Source organism: Desulfospira joergensenii DSM 10085 (assembly GCF_000420085.1).
Classification (GTDB): Bacteria; Desulfobacterota; Desulfobacteria; order Desulfobacterales; family Desulfobacteraceae; genus Desulfospira; species Desulfospira joergensenii.
In genome coordinates this window covers 1,667,929-1,685,627 of sequence record NZ_ATUG01000001.1, presented here as the reverse complement: position 1 = coordinate 1,685,627, position 17,699 = coordinate 1,667,929, and the positions used below count along the sequence as shown (strand labels likewise).

Below are 17,699 nucleotides of genomic sequence, written 5' to 3'. Positions count from 1 at the left end.
CTCCTGAGCGAAAAGAAAACGCCAGCCTTGCCACGATAGGGCAAGGCTGGCCGGCATTATGCTTTCCTAATTTGTCTTACTCATATATTCCCGCTGCCATGAATACGGATTCGCCAGGAACTTTATATACATAGGTCATTTTCTTGGACGGCTTTTTCTCCCCCGGTTTCGGCCACATATACTCCACCCATCCGGCGCCTTTTCCCTTGGCCGTGTTGATGAATTCAGCAAAGAACAGTTTTCCGCCGGTATCCTTTACGTGCATAAGGTTTTTACCGATGAGTTTGGGCTTGATGGGGTGGGCTATATTGGCCTTTTTTTCGATATCAATGCAGAAGATATAGGTGTCCTTCCATACAAAGGGGCCGTTTTTATCCATGATAACGGCCAGTGTTGCATCCAGCCCCTTTTCTTGGACCATCTGGGCAGCCTCTTTGCATTTTTCTATGCATTCTTCCTTGGTGGCTTTTTCCTGGGCCGGAACCAGTCCTGTAAAGCAAAACATGAAGAGTGAAACAAGTACTGCAATCGTTAATTTTTTCTTCATCTGTTTCTCCTTTTTCGTAAATAAGTCAACCAACACCATTTACTCTCCTTGAGCATGAAAATCAGTCAAACACTTTACCAATAAGCGTTTAAGAAGAAAATAGTCCAATGGACTATTTTTCCGGACAAAAGGTCCAATCTTGATGATTGGATAAGAGTTAGAATGGACCTTTTTAAGTCAAACAATAAGGGAACTAGGAGATTTGATGAGAAAAAAATGATGCTTTCAGTCATTGATATCGTTTTATACGAACCCGGCCTGAGGTTTCATAAAAAGTGATTATTCCATGGGCGAGGTTTTTATCATGTCAAGAGGTTTGAAAATATTAGCCAACCATAACTATTTTCAATATTTTTAGAAAAAGGTCTGGATTAATTTTCTTTTATCCTTACCTTTTATGTAAAGATACAGATGAAAAAGACCGATTCATAATATAGAGTCTCTGCTTTGAGATGAAGTAAAGGAGGATGACATGGGCAGACAGGATAAACCCTTTGAAGTGGAAAAGACCTTTGGACTCGGGGTGTTGTTAAAATTGACCAAGAAAAATCTCGAAGGGGTTGAAATATCCACCAACGGGAATAAATTCAGATCCAATCTCAGCCGCGATGAATTGAATGATGCCGTGACCCGCATCATGGAAACCCATAACATCCGCCTTAAAATCAAATAATTCCGGGGGGAATCTTCCAGGATCCCAGGACCCGGCCATGGCAATGGCCGGGTCTTTGTTTTTTTAAACAGGGAGCGTGGACATAATCTTTGATCTGTCTCATTTGAAATATACAAATCTGTCTCAGGTGTCCGGATGGATAAGGCTTTTGTCCGGTGGGCCCTGTCCTTTTATTTAAGTTTAAATTACAAGCGGTTGCGATTTTCTGAATGGAAACCCCTGTTTCCGGCACAGGTCTTGTATAGAGGATCCTGTGTGTAGGACGGTTATATACTGGAATATTAGACAAAGATTCAAAAGAATAAGGAGTTTCCCATGAGTGTACTGGTTGGAAAGAATGCCCCGGATTTTACGGCAACTGCAGTGGAAAAAGATCAGGTCCTTGAAAATTTTACCCTTTCCCAGTTCAAGGGTCAGTATGTGGTCCTTTTTTTCTATCCCCTGGATTTTACCTTTGTGTGCCCCACTGAACTCCATGCCTTCAGTGATAATCTTGCCGAGTTTGAAAAGCGGAACGTAAAGGTGATCGGGGTTTCCATTGATTCTCATTTTTCCCACCTGGCCTGGCTCAATACCCCGAAATCCAAAGGGGGAATCCAGGGGGTGGGCTATCCCATTGTATCGGACCTGAACAAGACCATTTCCAGGGATTACGATGTGCTGGTGGACGGAGCCGGCATTGCCTACCGCGGTCTTTTCCTCCTTGACAAAGACCACGTGGTCCGCCACCAGGTGGTCAACGATCTTCCCCTGGGCAGGAATGTGTCGGAGACCATTCGCATGGTGGATGCCCTTCAGTTTACTGAAAAACATGGGGAGGTCTGCCCGGCCAACTGGAACCAGGGGGACAGATCCATGACTCCCACCCAGGAAGGTCTTGAAGCGTTTTTCAAATAAGATCAAGTCCCTGTTTTTATTCCCTGGAAAAGCAGCCGGAACAAGGCGTTCCGGCTGCTTTTTGACGGGCCTGCCCGCCCTGTGACGAAGAAATCCCGGAAGGAAATGCCGGGCCTGATCCTTCAGATTCCGGGCAGGCGGGGATAATTTTTCCAGGGGATCTTGCCTAAATATATCCATGCCTGTATATACAGGCATGGACAAGATACAAAAATTCATAGAAATGTTTGAGGTGCCCCCTGCCATCGCACCCTATGTAGACCTGTTTGCCGAGCCCCGGGAAATCGATCTGATCCTGGCCATGGACGGCCGTACCATGGACCCGGCCCAGGTGGGGGAAAGGCTTGGCATGGCCGAGGACCCGGCCCGGATTTTTCTGGAAAGATCCTATCGCCGCCATTTTGTGCACCGGGAAGTCGACGGGAAAAAGGTGGGGTATATCTTTGACCACCGGGAGGTCGGAGACAGGCCGGTAAGGTATATTCCGGCCCGGTTTTACGACCGGCTGGACGAGCTTTCCATGTACGGGAACTGGGACCAGATCCCGGAAGAGATTCGAAAAGAGGTCGCAGACTGGTGGCTCAAGGATTATGCCGAAAAAATAGCCCCTGTGGTCGAAAATATCAAAAAAGATCCCCAGGCCTACCAGCAGATCAAGCAAAAGGATTTCCTTCTTCTGGAACAGGCCCTGGAACAGGTGGACCGGGCCGAGGTCCATGCCGTGGTCAACTGCGACTGCCGCAGTTCCACCCAGGGCTGCAGCCGCATGATCGAGGCCTGCATCCGTCTGGATGACGGTGCCAGGTATACCCTTGACAGGGGCCTGGGCCGGAAGCTGACCAAGGATGAATGCAAGTCCGTTGTGATTCAGACGGACCGGGATGGCCTGATGCATATCGGCACCCTGGACGATGGAGACCGGGGACTTTTCGGTTTCTGCAACTGCTGCACCTGCTGCTGTTTTCCGGTGAGGGCATCCGGACTCCTGGACAGCGACCGGGTCTATCCCCGGGTCCATTACACGGCCCAGAGGGAGGAAGAAAGCTGCACCCACTGCGGCATCTGCATCAAGCGCTGCCAGTACCAGGCCTTTTTCCATGATGGAGAGCATGTAACCCTCAAAGGGAAAAAAAGAAAAAAAGTGGTCTTTGATCCTTCCCGGTGTTACGGTTGCGGTCTCTGCCGGACCGCCTGCCCAAAGGGGTGTATCACCATGATTCCCCTTGCGGAGTCCTGAAGCCATGGACACAAAGCCGGACAGGAATATCATCCAGGTAAGACAATCGGTCACCCGCGCCAATGACCGCACAGCTGACAAGCTTAGAAAGGATTTTCATGACCGCGGAATCTGGGTGCTGAACCTGGTATCCTCTCCGGGGGCCGGCAAAACCTCTTTGATCGAAAGAACCCTGGAGGCGTTCAAGTCTTCCTGTTCCATCCTGGTGATTGAAGGAGATCCCCACACCCGTCTGGACAGCGACCGGATCAATGCCATGGGGGTCCGGGGAATTCAGATCAACACCCGGGGCGGGTGCCACCTGGATGCCCGGATGATCGGCCAGGTCCTGGAAAAAACCGATCTGGATACCACAGATATGATCATCATTGAAAATGTGGGGAACCTTCTCTGCCCTGCAGCCTGGGATCTGGGCCAGAATCATACCGTGGTGGTGGCCAGCCTCACCGAGGGGGAGGACAAACCCTTAAAATACCCGGAGGCCTTTATCCGCTCCCAGGCTCTGGTGGTCAACAAAATCGATTTAAAACCCTATCTGCCCAAGTCATCGGAAAACCTGTCCGGCAACGCCCTTCAGGTCAATCCCTCCCTGACGGTTTTCAATGTAAGCTGTACGACCGGGACCGGTCTGGCGGACTGGTTTCAATGGGTTTGCACCTGCAGCGGGCAAACCAGGGAATAGGACAGCCCATGCACGAAGAACCCTATGCCCAGAGTATACTGGACATGGCCCTTGAGAAGGCCGGTTCCCGGCCCATAAAAAAAGTCATCCTGGGCCTGGGACGGTTCAGTGCCATTGAACCTGAATCCCTTGAACTCTTTTTCTCTCACTTGAGCCGGGGCACCCCGGCCCAGGGGGCCATCCTGGTCTTTGAGACCGTTCCTGTCACCCTTACCTGCAAGACCTGCTCGGCTGTCCTCACCCTGGATATCCCCCTGGATCAACCGGTCAGGCCGGCCCTGGGCCGGTATCTTTCCCGGGGCTGCTCCTGCGGCAGCACATCCCTTTCTTTCTCCGGGGGCTTGGGTCTTGATCTGATCCGCCTTGAACTGGGCGACTGATCCAAAACCTGGGCGGTGACAATACATCTGCTTTTTTACCCATGGGAAGGAGGGAGAACCTATGCGGGGCCGGTTGTTTCGGCGGCCTATCCTTTTTTCCGCTGAATTTTTATAGGAAAATAAAATTCAGACTTGCTCTTGTTTACTGGCCCTCTCCGGGACAAGTGCCCGACGCCTTGGTACCGTATCCCGGGTAGAGTTTTTTAATGCAGTCCGGGCAGATGCCGTGACTGAACTCTGCGTTGGAGTGCCGGCTGATATACGCTTCGATCTGGTTCCAATATCCCTTGTCATCCCGGATTTTCTTGCACGAGGCGCAGATGGGTATAAAACCGCTGAGCACCTTTACCTTGTCAAGGGCCTTTTTGAGCTTAGCGATGAGTTTTTCCTTTTCGGCTTCCGCCATTTGCCTTTCGGTGATATCGAGAATGACGCCGATCATGCCTTCCACGCTTCCCTGATCATCTTCAAAGGTGGCCTTGTGAAAGATCACCTTCCGGCTGCCAAGGGTCGGGCTTTGGACTTCAAACTCATAGTTCTGGATCCCGGGGGCATTGATCAGTTCCCTATCCTTTTTTTCATAGACATCGGCCAGTTCTTTGGGGGTAAAATCATGAATCGACTTTCCGATGATATTTTTTCTATCTAAATTCATAAAGGTTTCAAAGCTTTTATTACAGCCTGTGAAAATCAGGTGTTTGTCTTTGTAAAACACCGGGATGGGAATGGCATTGATAAGCTGATCCTGGAAATTTGCCGTGGCCATGAGCTGCTCTTGAGTCTTTGCCTGCCGCTTCATGATCCGGGAGCAGAAAACACCGAAGCAGACCACACAGACAAATATCAAGGTCCGGATATACAATTCATGGCCGGGTACACGGGTAATAAGCAGTTCCGTAAAACTGCCTTCATAAAATATGAGATAGTCCAGCAGGGCATCTGCCGTCCAAAGGAACAGCCCGAGAAGAACAGATCCCAGAATTATTTTTTTTTCGGTTTTCATATCTTGTCTTTCTGTCCGAATTGTTCGCTTTCTTCCCAAGGCCCAAGCAGATGGAATCCTTTCCTCCATCCATTTGGGTTTTCCGGCGCCAACCCCATGATAAACCGATTTCCCGGCTCCCTGGGGGCAGAGGATTCCCATTTTTAGAAAAAGAACGTTCAGAGAAATAGAAAATAAATATACCACAAAATCCTCTTACCCATCAACCCCGGGGGAATCGGATTTCATCATCCCGAGGCATCTTCCGTTGCTCAAATTCCGGACAACAGACACCTTGTTTCGGCGATTTATAAGGGTTTTGCCGGATCGTTCCGTTTTGGGCACCCAAAAAAATCTTTGATCCAGGCAGATGGGATTCAGGGAAATATGGGGTGCCTTTAAAAAAGGAAAAATTGGGAAATTTTTTCTCTATATATTGACAAAATATAAATTTAACGTCAGTATAGAGGCTTAGGCCGATGCCTGCTGCATCCCGGCCGAGGTAACCCGGAATGGTGTAATATTGGATTGTGCTGGACACCGGTAAATAATTCTTCTACGGGAGGACCAATGAGATTTTAATAGGATAGCGGATAACGCCAGGCAGCACCGCGTGTGATAATCTGGAAAAGGGAAGGGCGTGAGCATTATGAATTTAGCAATAGATGATTTATATTTGTTTGAATCCCAATGGGAAAAATTATCATTTGAAAAAAAGGCCCTTTCCATTGATGATGCAGTCACCTTGGCCCCGGAGTCCGCTATCCTGCCGATCCTGGCCGGGCTAACCTCAGGTATCCCCTCTCTAAGAAACAAGGCGGAAAAGAGCCTTGCAAGCGTTAAATTAAATATCCTTAACCGGTTGGCAGATCCCACCGACAAAGATCAATACAGAAACGGCATGAAAAGCGCCGCATCTGTTTGCGCAAAGATATATGCCCATATCCATCCGGATATGCCTTTTGACGAGCTCAAGTTCTTTTTCACTACATTGCTGGCCTTTGACGGCAAAGGTCCTTATTTTGCGTTCAAGGCCGTTTATAGGGGACTCGTTCCTGTGGATGCCATGGAAGAGGTTATATTCACGGTTCCAGAGTCTGAGCGCCTGGCCATCGTGGATCAATATCTCCATACCGGCCCTGCTGTCCGGTTGAAATTTGGGGGTTTATTCAAGGATATTTTACAATCCATTCAAGAAAGGGAATCCGTTGTTCAATTCTTTGCCGGCCTTTTCGACGGGGCAAGGGATGCGGACCCGTTTTTAAACAATATCCGTGCCGATTTGAGAGATCCCGATCAAATTATCTCCGGGATGATACGGTCGTCCCGTCCGGAGCAACGGATTGCCGGACTCAAAGCACTTTCCATGATGGTTACAAAAATTTCAACCGATTTGCTGAAGGATCTTCTGGCCGATGAGAAGGACCAAGAGGTTCGAATCGCCATCTATAATGTGATTGAAGCTTCCCCTGTGGGCCTTTACCTGGAACTTTGCTATCCGATCCTCCAATTCTTTTACGGGAGGGAAGAAAAAGAGGCGCTCCATGCCTTTAAGGCCATGGTTGTATCGGGGAAATTTTCACCCCATCAATTGCTGAAAATAATCGAAGCGAAATATCCCTCCCTTTTGCCGGCGATCCACAGGGAAATATCGGTGCTGTCCCGGTTTTCTTTTCTGATCATCCAGGATATTGCCCTGAACAAGGAAAAATATTTAAACTCGAATTTTGATGCCAACCTTGCCTGTGTGCTGGGAATGATCAAAAAAAGACCGGAACGGATCGTTAGGATTCTCAGTGACCATTCAACATCGGTGAATGTAAAGCCCTTCATTGAAAAGACAAAAAAGCTGCTGGCAAAGGAAACAAAAAGTATTGAAACGGAATTTGATTTCATCCCCGGATGGATAAACAAAAAAGTCAACGGATCAAAAAAATCGCTTCTGGCCTTAAATAGGAAAAGGATAGAAGAGCTCAACAAGAAGGGGGATTCAAAGCCGGAGACTCATTTTGAAGGGGATGTAATACTAAATACAAGATTCCCATCCGGCCGGTTCCATCCATCCCCTCTTTTTTTTAATAAAAGCATTATCTGCAAGAGTAATCTTTCCAAGGCCTTTATTTCCGATACTTTTTTCAGGAAAAGCATTTTTTGCAAGGTTGATATGGAAGAGGCGGAGTTTGAGAATGTAAATTTTGACAATGCCGTTTTCATCGACGTAAATGCAGCCGGGGCCAGATTTAAAAACTGCAGCTTTGACAATGTCTCTGTTTATAATTGCAATTTCAGCGGGGCCGACTTAAGAGATGCCTTGTTTTTAAATTCCACGGTTTCAAAAACCCTGTTTGACGGAACCGATCTTTCCGGCTCCTGTTTTGCCTATTCAAAGATTTCCGGTGTATCCTTTTCAAATTCAATCCTTCATCAGGCGGATTTTTCCGATGTGAAGGCGCGGTTTTGTAAATTTCAACTGAGTGAAGACCTGGATGTAAGAAAACAAAACCTGGATTTCAACGCAAGGGAGTTTCAACTTTCCTTCAAAGATATGCCTCCTTTGGAAGAATCCACTGTGGCGGAAGTCAACAAACAGATTTTCTGTGAGTTTATCCATTATGGGGAGAGAAAATTTCTAGAACAAAATCAACTTTCCCTGCTGACGGCCTTTGATATTTTCAAAGAGAAGCAGACCGATCTGTTCCAGCTCATCCCCCTTTTGCTCCACGAAAATATTGTCCTGCCGGGGATTGAGTCGATTCACCCCGAGACCCCCTGCGGCATCTGGAATTATCTGCCAAGCCTTGAAACATTGGAGGTTCTGGGTCTTTATCTGCCCGGGGAAAAGATCCTTTCCAGGAGAAGCCTGAATCCTTCGTTTGAAGGGCTTTTTACCATGGGAAGCGTGGGTTCCCTCGCCCAGACATCCGATTCAGATATCGACTATTGGGTCTGCATTCGCGAAAAAAAATTTAATTCCCAGGATATTGAACGGCTTAAAAATAAATTGAAAATCCTGGAAGCCATGGCCATGGATCGGTTTGACACAAAGGTAACCTTTTTTATCGTGGACATTCCCAGGGCAAGGCATAATGATTTCGGCAGCTTCACCAGTGAAAGTTCAGGTTCAGCACAATCCAGGCTTTTAAAAGAAGAGTTCTACAGGACAATGGTTTATATTGCCGGGAAAATACCCCTTTGGGCGGTATTGCCCAGCGCGATCAGTCTCAATTACTATGACATCATCAAAAACAGTGTTTTTCTTTCCCAGGGGAATTCCAGATATATGGATCTGGGAGATATCAATGCCATATCCACAAGTGAATATTTTGGCGGTTCTCTCTGGCAGATGTTCAAATGCCTGAAAAGCCCTTTTAAATCCGTCATCAAAATGGCTCTTCTTGAAAAATTCCTCCATGAGTATGGGAAAGAACTTTTGCTGTGCAATAAGTATAAAGATGAGTGGCTCAATTCAGGGGCCCAATTGAAACTGACCCAGAATGATTCATATTATATTCTGGTGGAAAATCTTCTGGCCCATTTTACCGCCGTTAAAGACGATGAGTCGGTGGCGCTTCTGCTGACCTGTTTCTTTCTAAAGCTCGGTATTTCTAAAAATTCCCAGATAAATGATACGGTTTTTGGCCTTCGGAAAATCCTTCTTGAACATTGTCTGCACCGGTGGGGATGGACCAAGATTGAATTATTTAGAATCGGCCGGTTTCAAACCTGGAAATACGGGGAGATTGCCAGCGTTTCAGACAGGATCAAAGAGTACATGATCAAGAAATGTAAACTGGTGAATAAAAGATTTGCCGGTCAGGCCAAAATCAGTCCTGAAGACCTGACCGTACTCGGAAGAAAAGTATATATTGAGTTTTTAGAAAAATCCGGGAGAATCGATAAGGCTTTTATCGTATCAAAAAGGGATCAGGATTATCAGCGCCTGCACCTCAGGTATATTGAGGACCAGGAAAAGGGGATGTGGGAGCTGTTCAACAGGAGTACAAAAGAGCTTCATTTTAGAGAAGACATCTTGACCCGGGCAGATAAGGTTGAAGAAATCGGCGCATGGTTAATCCACAACCGTGTTTACTACCCGGGGAATGTCATCAATCTGGTTCCCAATCCCTCCTACGTCACCTTTGATGATATCCAGAAACTCTATGAAGCCATGTATGATTTTTTCAGTCCGATCCTTAAAGAAGAGATCGGTTTTGATCAATTATTGATCCATAGTGAGGTGGTCTCTCTTTTTGTTTCCATTAATTTTTACGTTCCAAAGCAGCAGAAGGCTGTGGCGGATTTTACCATGGTTTATCTGAACTCCTGGGGGGAAATGCTCTATGAATCCGTTATCCCGGAAAAGGCTTTGTTTACAATAGAAGAAATCCAAAATGAGATCCTCAACAGAATCGGCATAAAAAGACTTCCCCTACACACGATTTTTTATTCCGTAAAAGAGAAAAATGGAAGAAAGATAATATTCTCCAGCGGTTTAACCCGCCCAAAGCCGGTTCCTTGCAAAGAGAGTCCAGCAATATCGAAAAAAAAATCAAAAAGGGGAGATAAAAAAATCCCAGGAAATCCCGGGCGTTGATGCGGCCTTAGATAAACCCGGAGATTTCATCCAAAGGTTTTTTTCAGGTCAGGCACAAGAGCCGTTTCAGAGGGATATCCCACCACAAGGATCATAAAGGGTTTTTCATTGGAGAACCTTTCCAGGATCCTGTTTAAAAATTTCATATTGGCCGGGGTATAGGTCAGGATTGCCAGGCCGGCATGGTGAAGGCCGGAGATGAGCATGCCCGCGGAGATCTCCACGGATTCAAGTACATAATAGTGTTTTATCTTCTCTCCGGAGGGGGGCCGGCCGTGGATCCGGGAGAAAACGGGAATGAGAAAGGGATTGGAGTATGTCTGTCTTCCATGAAAATCCTCTTTCATCTTGGATCTGTCGACCATATGGATAGATCAAGGCTCCACTTATCCGTAGACCGCTTTGATGCGGTCAGGGGATGACCAGATCCGGTCCGTGTCCTCATACAGGTCTTTTAGCCTTTTTTCCACCTTTTTCTGCATGGCGCAGAATTCTTTTTCATCCAATTTTCCGGGAACCTCTATGGCCTGGCCAAATCGGAGAATGACCCTGGAAAAGGGTTTGGGAACCATGAACCGGTCCCAGGAGTTGAATATCCAGGGGTTCTCAGCCGAGGTGATGGTGGGCAGAATGGGAAGGCCTGCATACTGGGCAATCCGGATCAGTCCCGGCTTGACCTTGCCAAAGGGTCCCTGGGGGCCGTCCACAATATGGCCGATTTTGTAGGAGGCCCGGGCCAGGGTTTTGATCTCTTCCAGGGCCTGCCTTCCTCCTTTGGACGAAGATCCCCGGACAGGATGCCACCCCAGCAGGTCAACGGCCCGGGCCGCCATCTCTCCATCCCGGCTTTGGGAAATCATGATGGCAATGGGTTTGCGGGTGGAAAAAAAGGTGATGCCCGGAAAAAAACGCTGGTGCCAGGAGGCGTAAACCAGTTGCCGCCGGCTGTCCAGCACCTTTTTTTCATTTTCCGGATCCAGGATTTTTATCCGATAGGTTGCCGATAGGAGCCTGACCCCGAAAAGTCCGCCATAGGGGAAAAGATAGCGATAGAGAAAGCTTTTTAATTTTTTTCGGATCATGAATTCAGGTTCACATCATCTGATATCAATTCTTGACTCTTACCACGGAATTTCAATTTTTCCAAGTTTCAGGCCCGGCAGGCAGTACTAGACAGGTTTCTCCAAAAGAGAAAAATATGGCAAAAAAGGACACTATATCTGCAGATAAAATCAATTTTAGTGAATAAAAATGGGTTTTTACTTGTATTTTGATATTTTTTATTATAGATACCAAAAGATATCAAACGGCGATAAAAGCAGTTCTTCAAAGGTATTTTATCAGATATTGTATCGATATGAATCCAAACACGCATAGGATCGGACCCATGAAACTTTCAGAACAAAAATTGTATATCAACGGCAGTCATGTGGAGGCCACCTCGGGCAAGACCTTTACCACCACCAATCCGGCCACGGGAGAATCCATATGCCGGGTGCAGATGGCCAGTCTTAAGGATCTTGATCTGGCAGTGGAATCGGCCCGGGCCGGCTTCATGATCTGGTCCCGGATGACCGGAACCGAACGCAGCCGCATTCTCATGAAGGCCGTGGGTTTGCTGCGCCAACGGAACCAGGAACTGGCCGAACTGGAGGTAATGGACACGGGCAAGCCCATACAGGAAGCCCAGAGTGTTGATGTGTCATCGGGTGCGGACTGCATCGAATATTTTGCCGGCATGGCCCCGACCCTTACGGGTCATCATGTACAGCTCAAGGATGCCTTTGGGTATACCCGGCGGGAGCCCCTGGGGGTCTGCGCCGGTATCGGGGCCTGGAATTACCCCATACAGATTGCCTGCTGGAAAGCCGGCATGTCCCTTTCCTGCGGGAACGCCATGATTTACAAGCCTGCCAGCCTGACCCCCCTGACGGCCCTGAAGCTGGGAGAGATTTTCACCGAAGCCGGTCTGCCCGACGGTGTGTTCAATGTTCTCTGCGGCAATTCTGAAATCGGCCGGGGCCTGTCCCTGCATCCGGGAATCGACAAGGTATCCCTGACCGGCTCCACCGGTACAGGCAAAAAGGTCATGGCCGACGCCGCCACCACCCTCAAAAAGGTCACCATGGAACTGGGGGGCAAATCCCCCCTGATTATCTTTGGGGATGCCGACCTGGACAATGCCGTATCAGCGGCCATGCTGGCCAATTTCTATACCCAGGGAGAGATCTGCACTAACGGCACCCGGGTATTTGTGGAAAAGTCCATCCACGACGACTTCATAACCCGATTAAAGGAGCGCACCCTCAGGATGAAAATCGGGGACCCCATGGATCCTGAGACCCAGGTGGGCGCCCTGATATCCCGGGACCATATGGAAACGGTCCTTGATTATATTGAAAAAGGGGTCCGGGAAGGGGCAACGCTGGTGTGCGGGGGAAAGCGCTCTGAAGATCCGACCCTGTCCAGGGGCTGCTTTGTGGAGCCTGCCATATTTGACGGGTGCACCGATGACATGGTCATCGTCAAAGAAGAGATCTTCGGCCCGGTCATGTCCGTTCTGACCTTTGAAGACGAAAAAGAAGTGGTCCGCCGGGCCAATGATACGGAATACGGCTTGGCCGCCGGGGTGTTTACCCGGGACTTGACCCGGGCCCACCGGGTGGTCGCCCAAATTGAGGCCGGCACCTGCTGGATCAACAACTACAATATCACCCCAATTGAGTTGCCCCTTGGCGGATTCAAACAATCGGGAATCGGGCTGGAGAACGGCCCGACAGCCGTTGAACACTATACCCGCCTCAAAAGCGTTTACGTTGAACTGGGCGATGTGGACTGCCCCTATGAATGATCCGGTTCCCGGATTAACAGGGACCCGGGCTCCTGATTCTTAAGCGGAGCCGGGCCTGTCGGGGTTGGAACAGGGCCATGTCATTTATCCTTCTTCCCTGAGCAGGGATAATACATCCTGAACCGTAACAATCCGGGCAAACCGGTTGTGCAAGACCATTTCCGTCCGGGCCTGGATCTGGTCCACTGTCATCTTTTCATCCCGATGGGGATGGTGCAAAGGAAAGGTCAGGGTCGCCTGGGTAACAAAACTCACGTCAAATCCAAGATCCGATGCCACCCTGGCCGTGGTTTCACAGCATTGCTCCGTTCGGATACCGCAGATCACCACCCGGGAAATCCGGTTTTGAATCAGCATGGGCAAAAGAGGGCTTCCGGTAAAGGCATTGTGGACCTGTTTCAGGATGACGGGTTCATCGGGACGATGTTCCAGGAAATCCATGACCCGGAAAAGGGGAGAATCCGTTGAGAATCCCGGATCATCATCCTTGTGAAGGATAAAATAGACCGGCTGATTGGCATCTCTGAACCCGGTTACCAAAGATTTTATGTGAACCTCAAAATCGGCAGGTCCCCGGCTCTTCCAGAGGGCTTCTCCCATCGCCTTAAAGGATTCCTGGGCATCAACAACAAGCAGGGCGCATTTTTGATCGTGTTTTTTAAAATTCATCTTCACTCCTTTCCAATTGGATTATTTCATGGGACTAACAGAATTGAATCATCAATAAAAGGACAATTAACGGGCATTTCAGGCCGGATCAAAGGGAAACCCTGGGGGGCATCTCTTACCGGCTCTTCTTGATTTCACGTCAACGAGTCTGTAGAATAAGTCATTTTTAGGCGGTAGTCATTTGCCGCTATGGAATTATTCTCAGCCTCTTGTTTTTTATTATTCTATGTTAATTCTGTCGTTAAAATCGATTACGCTATTGTAACTGTCTCTTAAGACCGCAATATCAGCCTCTGATAAAGAGAGATCTGTTCCCCCATGCCCTTCCTTTATGTGGCTGGGATCGAACCATACCGATGTATCTTTTTCAAATTATGCAAAGCGCAGAACAGCAGCCATTGACAATTAACCTTGATTTTCCCTCTCAAAGTGAACCTGTCCAACTTTATCGTATGCCGAATATGGCCAAACACCGGTTCTACTGTCCCGAGCCGCTTGGAATAAATCATCCGACCCAAGGCGGAGTCGATTTTTTGTTTCATCCTTTCCGTGGCTGTGTCCGGGGCATCTTTGTTCTTTGTCCCGCTATGAAAATATGCCACCGATCTCTTGGGAGATCTGTCTGGATGACGAAGGCATTTTGATCTGAGCTTACAAGGGCCGCAAGCGGATTTAGGCGCCTTGAATCGCGTTACAAAATTGCCCTGGGTATCGAAACCTCTGCCACTTCGGTAAAGCCGCTTTCCGGCCGGACACATGCAAAATTTAAAATCAGGATCAAAATAGAAGTCTTCTTTTGAATACAATTGGGATTTTTTCCGTTTTCCTGCGATCTCTTTACGATGCCTTTCTTTGTAGCGGTCATTATCTTTAAACCGGGGATCTCATTTGCGGAACCGGTTATCGGCCACATAGGCGTCAATCCCTTCTTTAGCCAGCATATCCATATTGTCCTTGGTGTGAAATCCGCTGTCTGCTGTCAAAAGGGTCTTTTCAAAAACACTATCTTCCAGATTGCCCTTTGTGGATTCAATCATCGGTTTCAACAAATCCTGTTCTGGCCCTTTTCCATAGGCTTCGGCACCCACAATCACTTGATGTTTGCTGTCCACCATGGCCAGGCCGTTATATCCCTGGATATAACCTTTCGATGATTTCATTTTGGCAGAATCGTTATCAGTGATGTTGGACTTTATGGGTTTGCCGCCGGCACCCGGTTTATCATCATTGTCGTTTACCCATTCACGGATCTTTTTAATCTGCTTTTGAAGCGTTGCCATATACTTTGCATCGGACTCAATGATATTGTTTTTCTCTTCAATGTCATCGATTTGCCGGTGCTTTTCAATGATATGTTCTATGGCTTTTTCAAATTTAAGGGCTTTTTTCTTAAAATCGGCCTTGGTGCCGCTCCATTCCTTTGAGGCATTGGAAGGCAGCTTACAGCCGTCCACAGCAAACATTTCCCTGCCGATCAGGTTCATCTCATCGCAGATAAGGATGATTTCTTGAAACAGAGCGACAGCCTCTTCATCCTGGCTGGAAACAAAATCAGCGATGGTCGTGAAATGAGGTCTTGTATGAGCGGACAGGGCCATGAAGATAATGTTTTCTTCGCAGCATTGGGAGATTTTCCGGCTGGATGTGATCCCCCTTGAATAAGCATAAAGAATTATTTTTAAAAGGATCCTGGGATCATAGGCAGGAGCCCCGGTATCATCGTTTTTATACCGTTTGTCGAAAACACTCAAATCCAGTTCATTGTCAATCAAATGACTGAGGGTATATTCGAATGTGCCCGGAAGGATCTGTCTGTCAAAATAGACCGGAAGGAAAACACCTTGATCGTATGAATAGTCTTTATATTTGGCCATTTTTTACTCTTGTCTGGTCTGCGGTTTTTCTATTTGTTTTAAAGAAAAATCTAGCACAAAACGATAAGAATCTCCAGTGTTTTCAACCTTTTTCTACAGCTTCAACAGGCGGTATCACCGGTAGAGATTTCCGGTTTTCCAAAACCGAAGCCGGAAAATTTTACCCTTTCCTATCCCATGGACAAATACTGAACATTCCCCTTTGATGGAAAAATAAATATTCCGGGAGAAAAAGGATTTCAGTATAGATTTGGCCCAGAATCATTAATAATGCAGCGTTTCGGCCGAAAACGAATTCTCCCTGAATCATATAATCAAAATATCATTTGGATCTTGAAAATTCGGGTGCGGAAATTGCTTGTTTTTATTGAAATTGGGAACCATTCTTTGGGAGGAACAACAGATGTCGATTGAAACCGTATCCATTGACAGGATCAAACTTGATCCAATGGCGTTTGAGGCCCAATCATTGGACTTGTCCGGTCACTTTGCCGCCTGTCTGTCAGAGCAAATGGGAGAGGCATCCAGTCAGGCAGGGCCGGGGAATTCATCGGAGGATACCCTTACAGATCATGTAAATACCTTGAAAGAAGAAGGCTTCATCGGGTTCTTTAAGAAAATTCAAGAAGAAAAAATGGAAGAACTCAGAGAAAAGATCCTGAAAGAAATGGGGCTTACGGAAGAGGATCTGGCCAAAATGCCTCCGGAACAAAGGGCCGCCATTGAGAAAATTATTGCTAAGGAGATCAGCAAACGCATGTCAGCCCAATCTGCAATGGAAGAAGACAAAGAAACGAATTCAATTCAGAAGAGGCTGCTGCTGGCAGAAATAGACGGGGGCATGGATTTCCAGAGCATGATGGGGTAAATTTTCTGGAAGTTCCGGTCTCAAAAAAAATCGAACCGCACCCGCCGGACTTCAGGTCTCCTCCTTTAGGCGCAAAGGTTCTGTTCGTTCATCTTTTACCCCATAAGGACTTCATGGACTGTGCCGGCTACCGGGCTTCGCAAATTCAGGTCTTATCCGTGCTCCATATCGATTTCCATAAAATTAAACCAGTATCCGTAGTTTGATACATGATCCAGTTCGATCTGAACAAGATCCTCGTGTCTTCTTTCGATTTCCAGGAGTCTCTCAAAGATTTCCCTGATGGTGCCTTCCGTCTTATTACAGGCATCCTCATAGAACTCACTGGTTTCAATTTCAAGCTTCAAGGCACTGCTCAATACACGTTTGACATCCCCAAACATTTGGTCGGGGATTGTCTTTTGCATCTTTTCAATCCGGTCCTTGTACAGATCCTTTGGCGGAATGGAGGATTCAAGGTCCACCCTTTTAATTCGGCCATCTGATTTTAATACCTCAAGGCTGTGTTTCAAAAAATCGACATGGCTTTGTTCATCCTCTGCCAATGCTTTGAAAATTGCTTTTCCCCTTTCATCATCAATGCTTTTTACGGCTGAGAGATAGAGATCTCTGATTTTTTCTTCATAGTGTAACGCAGTTATAAATATTTTTTCGGAATTCATGTTTCCTCCAGCTTTATGGTTTGGTTTGAATGGCTTTTTAGGAACGGGCCCTTTTAAAAGACAGGTTCCAATAGCTCCTCATGATCCGGGATCCCTTGTAATGGGTTACTTTTCCCTGATTCGGTCCGGCCCATTCGGTTTTTTATTCATCATCCCGGTGAACCATATCAGGAGAAAATGCCGGCAGACAAACAGCAATGTATTCGGCGCCCTCTTCTGTTGGTGTGCTGTATTGCACCCATTCCTTTTCTTTTACAATAATCGCTTCACCTGAATGTACATTAAATTCGCCCGATTCGGTGTTCACCCTCAACATTCCTTTTAAAACAAGGGTATACTCGGTGAATTCAGGTTTCTGCCCCGGTTCTACCCAGCCGGAGGGGCTTACCATTCGAGCGATACTCAGGTCGGAAGTCCGGGAATTGACCCGTCCGATATACTCCTCAATCTTTTTGGGCTTGCTGCCCGCGGCTTCAACAATTGTGGGCTTGCTTATCTTTATGGGCATATTGGTATTTCCTTTGATATACGGCCGATGAAGGGAGATGGAGAGCGGGATTTTCCATTTCCCTTCATTTAAATTCCCTTTGCCCGGCATGGGTGCGAATGGACAGGGCAGAGGTCCCCTTTGAGCTTTGTCCCTAGGATTATGGTTAACACAAGTATGGGCTGAAAACAAGGGCCGGGGATGGGCGGCGGCCGGCCGGGATTTCATGGCTCCGGTCTCCTTCTTGGCCTTGCAAAAGGACCCTTTCCAAAAAAAATAATATTATTTCACAAATT

At 47.4% G+C, this 17,699-nt stretch carries 17 protein-coding genes; 8 read left to right on the top strand and 9 right to left on the bottom strand.

Annotated features, from left to right (window positions below):
• Window positions 1–76: 76 nt before the first annotated feature.
• Complete coding sequence (locus F608_RS0108480; RefSeq protein WP_027362587.1) at window positions 77–547, bottom strand: cache domain-containing protein; 471 nt, start codon at window positions 545–547, stop codon at window positions 77–79.
• A 472-nt stretch (window positions 548–1,019) separates the two neighbouring features.
• Between F608_RS0108480 and F608_RS0108470 the strand changes: the two genes are divergently transcribed.
• The 5 genes from F608_RS0108470 (at window position 1,020) to F608_RS34550 (ending at window position 4,416) form a co-directional block, all read left to right on the top strand.
• Entirely contained in the window at window positions 1,020–1,220 is a 201-nt protein-coding gene (locus tag F608_RS0108470) for a hypothetical protein (protein WP_022665200.1), read from the top strand.
• A 315-nt stretch (window positions 1,221–1,535) separates the two neighbouring features.
• Window positions 1,536–2,117, top strand: coding sequence for a peroxiredoxin (locus tag F608_RS0108460; RefSeq protein WP_022665198.1), 582 nt, complete (start codon window positions 1,536–1,538; stop codon window positions 2,115–2,117).
• A 178-nt stretch (window positions 2,118–2,295) separates the two neighbouring features.
• Window positions 2,296–3,354: an ATP-binding protein gene (locus F608_RS0108455; RefSeq protein ID WP_022665197.1), complete on the top strand. Its 1,059-nt coding sequence runs from the start codon at window positions 2,296–2,298 to the stop codon at window positions 3,352–3,354.
• A 4-nt stretch (window positions 3,355–3,358) separates the two neighbouring features.
• Entirely contained in the window at window positions 3,359–4,036 is a 678-nt protein-coding gene (hypB, locus tag F608_RS0108450; RefSeq protein ID WP_027362586.1) for a hydrogenase nickel incorporation protein HypB, read from the top strand.
• An 8-nt stretch (window positions 4,037–4,044) separates the two neighbouring features.
• Entirely contained in the window at window positions 4,045–4,416 is a 372-nt protein-coding gene (locus F608_RS34550) for a hydrogenase maturation nickel metallochaperone HypA/HybF (RefSeq protein WP_022665195.1), read from the top strand.
• A gap of 142 nt (window positions 4,417–4,558) precedes the next feature.
• Here F608_RS34550 and F608_RS34545 read toward each other — a convergent pair whose 3' ends face one another.
• Entirely contained in the window at window positions 4,559–5,419 is an 861-nt protein-coding gene (locus F608_RS34545) for a PAS domain-containing protein (RefSeq protein WP_161626839.1), read from the bottom strand.
• Between the two features lie 628 nt (window positions 5,420–6,047).
• Here F608_RS34545 and F608_RS31195 point away from each other — a divergent pair.
• Complete coding sequence (locus F608_RS31195) at window positions 6,048–9,992, top strand: class I adenylate cyclase (RefSeq protein WP_022665192.1); 3,945 nt, start codon at window positions 6,048–6,050, stop codon at window positions 9,990–9,992.
• A 26-nt stretch (window positions 9,993–10,018) separates the two neighbouring features.
• Here the strand turns inward: F608_RS31195 and F608_RS34145 are convergent, their stop codons facing one another.
• Window positions 10,019–10,357 carry a nitroreductase family protein gene (locus F608_RS34145; RefSeq protein ID WP_022665191.1) on the bottom strand — a complete coding sequence of 113 codons (339 nt, stop codon included), beginning with the start codon at window positions 10,355–10,357 and terminating at the stop codon, window positions 10,019–10,021.
• 21 nt (window positions 10,358–10,378) lie between these two features.
• Window positions 10,379–11,074 carry a lysophospholipid acyltransferase family protein gene (locus tag F608_RS0108420; RefSeq protein ID WP_022665190.1) on the bottom strand — a complete coding sequence of 232 codons (696 nt, stop codon included), beginning with the start codon at window positions 11,072–11,074 and terminating at the stop codon, window positions 10,379–10,381.
• A 305-nt stretch (window positions 11,075–11,379) separates the two neighbouring features.
• On the opposite strand from F608_RS0108420, the gene betB reads away from it, so the two are divergent.
• Entirely contained in the window at window positions 11,380–12,843 is a 1,464-nt protein-coding gene (gene betB, locus F608_RS0108415; RefSeq protein ID WP_022665189.1) for a betaine-aldehyde dehydrogenase, read from the top strand.
• An 84-nt stretch (window positions 12,844–12,927) separates the two neighbouring features.
• Here the strand turns inward: betB and F608_RS0108410 are convergent, their stop codons facing one another.
• From F608_RS0108410 to F608_RS36870, 3 genes are all read right to left on the bottom strand, one after another.
• Window positions 12,928–13,512, bottom strand: coding sequence for an isochorismatase family protein (locus F608_RS0108410; RefSeq protein WP_022665188.1), 585 nt, complete (start codon window positions 13,510–13,512; stop codon window positions 12,928–12,930).
• Window positions 13,513–13,841: 329 nt separating this feature from the next.
• Entirely contained in the window at window positions 13,842–14,270 is a 429-nt protein-coding gene (locus F608_RS37340) for a transposase (RefSeq protein ID WP_244154270.1), read from the bottom strand.
• A gap of 126 nt (window positions 14,271–14,396) precedes the next feature.
• On the bottom strand, window positions 14,397–15,386 hold the full coding sequence (locus F608_RS36870; RefSeq protein ID WP_244154256.1) for a transposase: 990 nt from the start codon (window positions 15,384–15,386) through the stop codon (window positions 14,397–14,399).
• A gap of 403 nt (window positions 15,387–15,789) precedes the next feature.
• Here F608_RS36870 and F608_RS31180 point away from each other — a divergent pair, with 403 nt between their 5' ends.
• Window positions 15,790–16,254 carry a hypothetical protein gene (locus tag F608_RS31180; protein ID WP_022665187.1) on the top strand — a complete coding sequence of 155 codons (465 nt, stop codon included), beginning with the start codon at window positions 15,790–15,792 and terminating at the stop codon, window positions 16,252–16,254.
• A 152-nt stretch (window positions 16,255–16,406) separates the two neighbouring features.
• On the opposite strand, the gene F608_RS0108395 is transcribed toward F608_RS31180, so the two are convergent.
• Both F608_RS0108395 and F608_RS0108390 read right to left on the bottom strand, forming a co-directional pair.
• The gene (locus F608_RS0108395; protein ID WP_022665186.1) at window positions 16,407–16,916 is read right to left on the bottom strand and encodes a ferritin family protein; all 510 of its coding nucleotides are present in this window, start codon (window positions 16,914–16,916) and stop codon (window positions 16,407–16,409) included.
• A 142-nt stretch (window positions 16,917–17,058) separates the two neighbouring features.
• The gene (locus tag F608_RS0108390) at window positions 17,059–17,424 is read right to left on the bottom strand and encodes a cupin domain-containing protein (protein WP_027362585.1); all 366 of its coding nucleotides are present in this window, start codon (window positions 17,422–17,424) and stop codon (window positions 17,059–17,061) included.
• Between the last annotated feature and the right edge of the window lie 275 nt (window positions 17,425–17,699).

Bases quoted from the DNA above. Each gene is read 5' to 3' on its own strand.
- F608_RS0108480 (WP_027362587.1), bottom strand. From the start codon at position 547: ATGAAGAAAAAATTAACGATTGCAGTACTTGTTTCACTCTTCATGTTT.
- F608_RS0108470 (WP_022665200.1), top strand. From the start codon at position 1,020: ATGGGCAGACAGGATAAACCCTTTGAAGTGGAAAAGACCTTTGGACTC.
- F608_RS0108460 (WP_022665198.1), top strand. From the start codon at position 1,536: ATGAGTGTACTGGTTGGAAAGAATGCCCCGGATTTTACGGCAACTGCA.
- F608_RS0108455 (WP_022665197.1), top strand. From the start codon at position 2,296: ATGCCTGTATATACAGGCATGGACAAGATACAAAAATTCATAGAAATG.
- hypB (WP_027362586.1), top strand. From the start codon at position 3,359: ATGGACACAAAGCCGGACAGGAATATCATCCAGGTAAGACAATCGGTC.
- F608_RS34550 (WP_022665195.1), top strand. From the start codon at position 4,045: ATGCACGAAGAACCCTATGCCCAGAGTATACTGGACATGGCCCTTGAG.
- F608_RS34545 (WP_161626839.1), bottom strand. From the start codon at position 5,419: ATGAAAACCGAAAAAAAAATAATTCTGGGATCTGTTCTTCTCGGGCTG.
- F608_RS31195 (WP_022665192.1), top strand. From the start codon at position 6,048: ATGAATTTAGCAATAGATGATTTATATTTGTTTGAATCCCAATGGGAA.
- F608_RS34145 (WP_022665191.1), bottom strand. From the start codon at position 10,357: ATGGTCGACAGATCCAAGATGAAAGAGGATTTTCATGGAAGACAGACA.
- F608_RS0108420 (WP_022665190.1), bottom strand. From the start codon at position 11,074: ATGATCCGAAAAAAATTAAAAAGCTTTCTCTATCGCTATCTTTTCCCC.
- betB (WP_022665189.1), top strand. From the start codon at position 11,380: ATGAAACTTTCAGAACAAAAATTGTATATCAACGGCAGTCATGTGGAG.
- F608_RS0108410 (WP_022665188.1), bottom strand. From the start codon at position 13,512: ATGAATTTTAAAAAACACGATCAAAAATGCGCCCTGCTTGTTGTTGAT.
- F608_RS37340 (WP_244154270.1), bottom strand. From the start codon at position 14,270: ATGTGTCCGGCCGGAAAGCGGCTTTACCGAAGTGGCAGAGGTTTCGAT.
- F608_RS36870 (WP_244154256.1), bottom strand. From the start codon at position 15,386: ATGGCCAAATATAAAGACTATTCATACGATCAAGGTGTTTTCCTTCCG.
- F608_RS31180 (WP_022665187.1), top strand. From the start codon at position 15,790: ATGTCGATTGAAACCGTATCCATTGACAGGATCAAACTTGATCCAATG.
- F608_RS0108395 (WP_022665186.1), bottom strand. From the start codon at position 16,916: ATGAATTCCGAAAAAATATTTATAACTGCGTTACACTATGAAGAAAAA.
- F608_RS0108390 (WP_027362585.1), bottom strand. From the start codon at position 17,424: ATGCCCATAAAGATAAGCAAGCCCACAATTGTTGAAGCCGCGGGCAGC.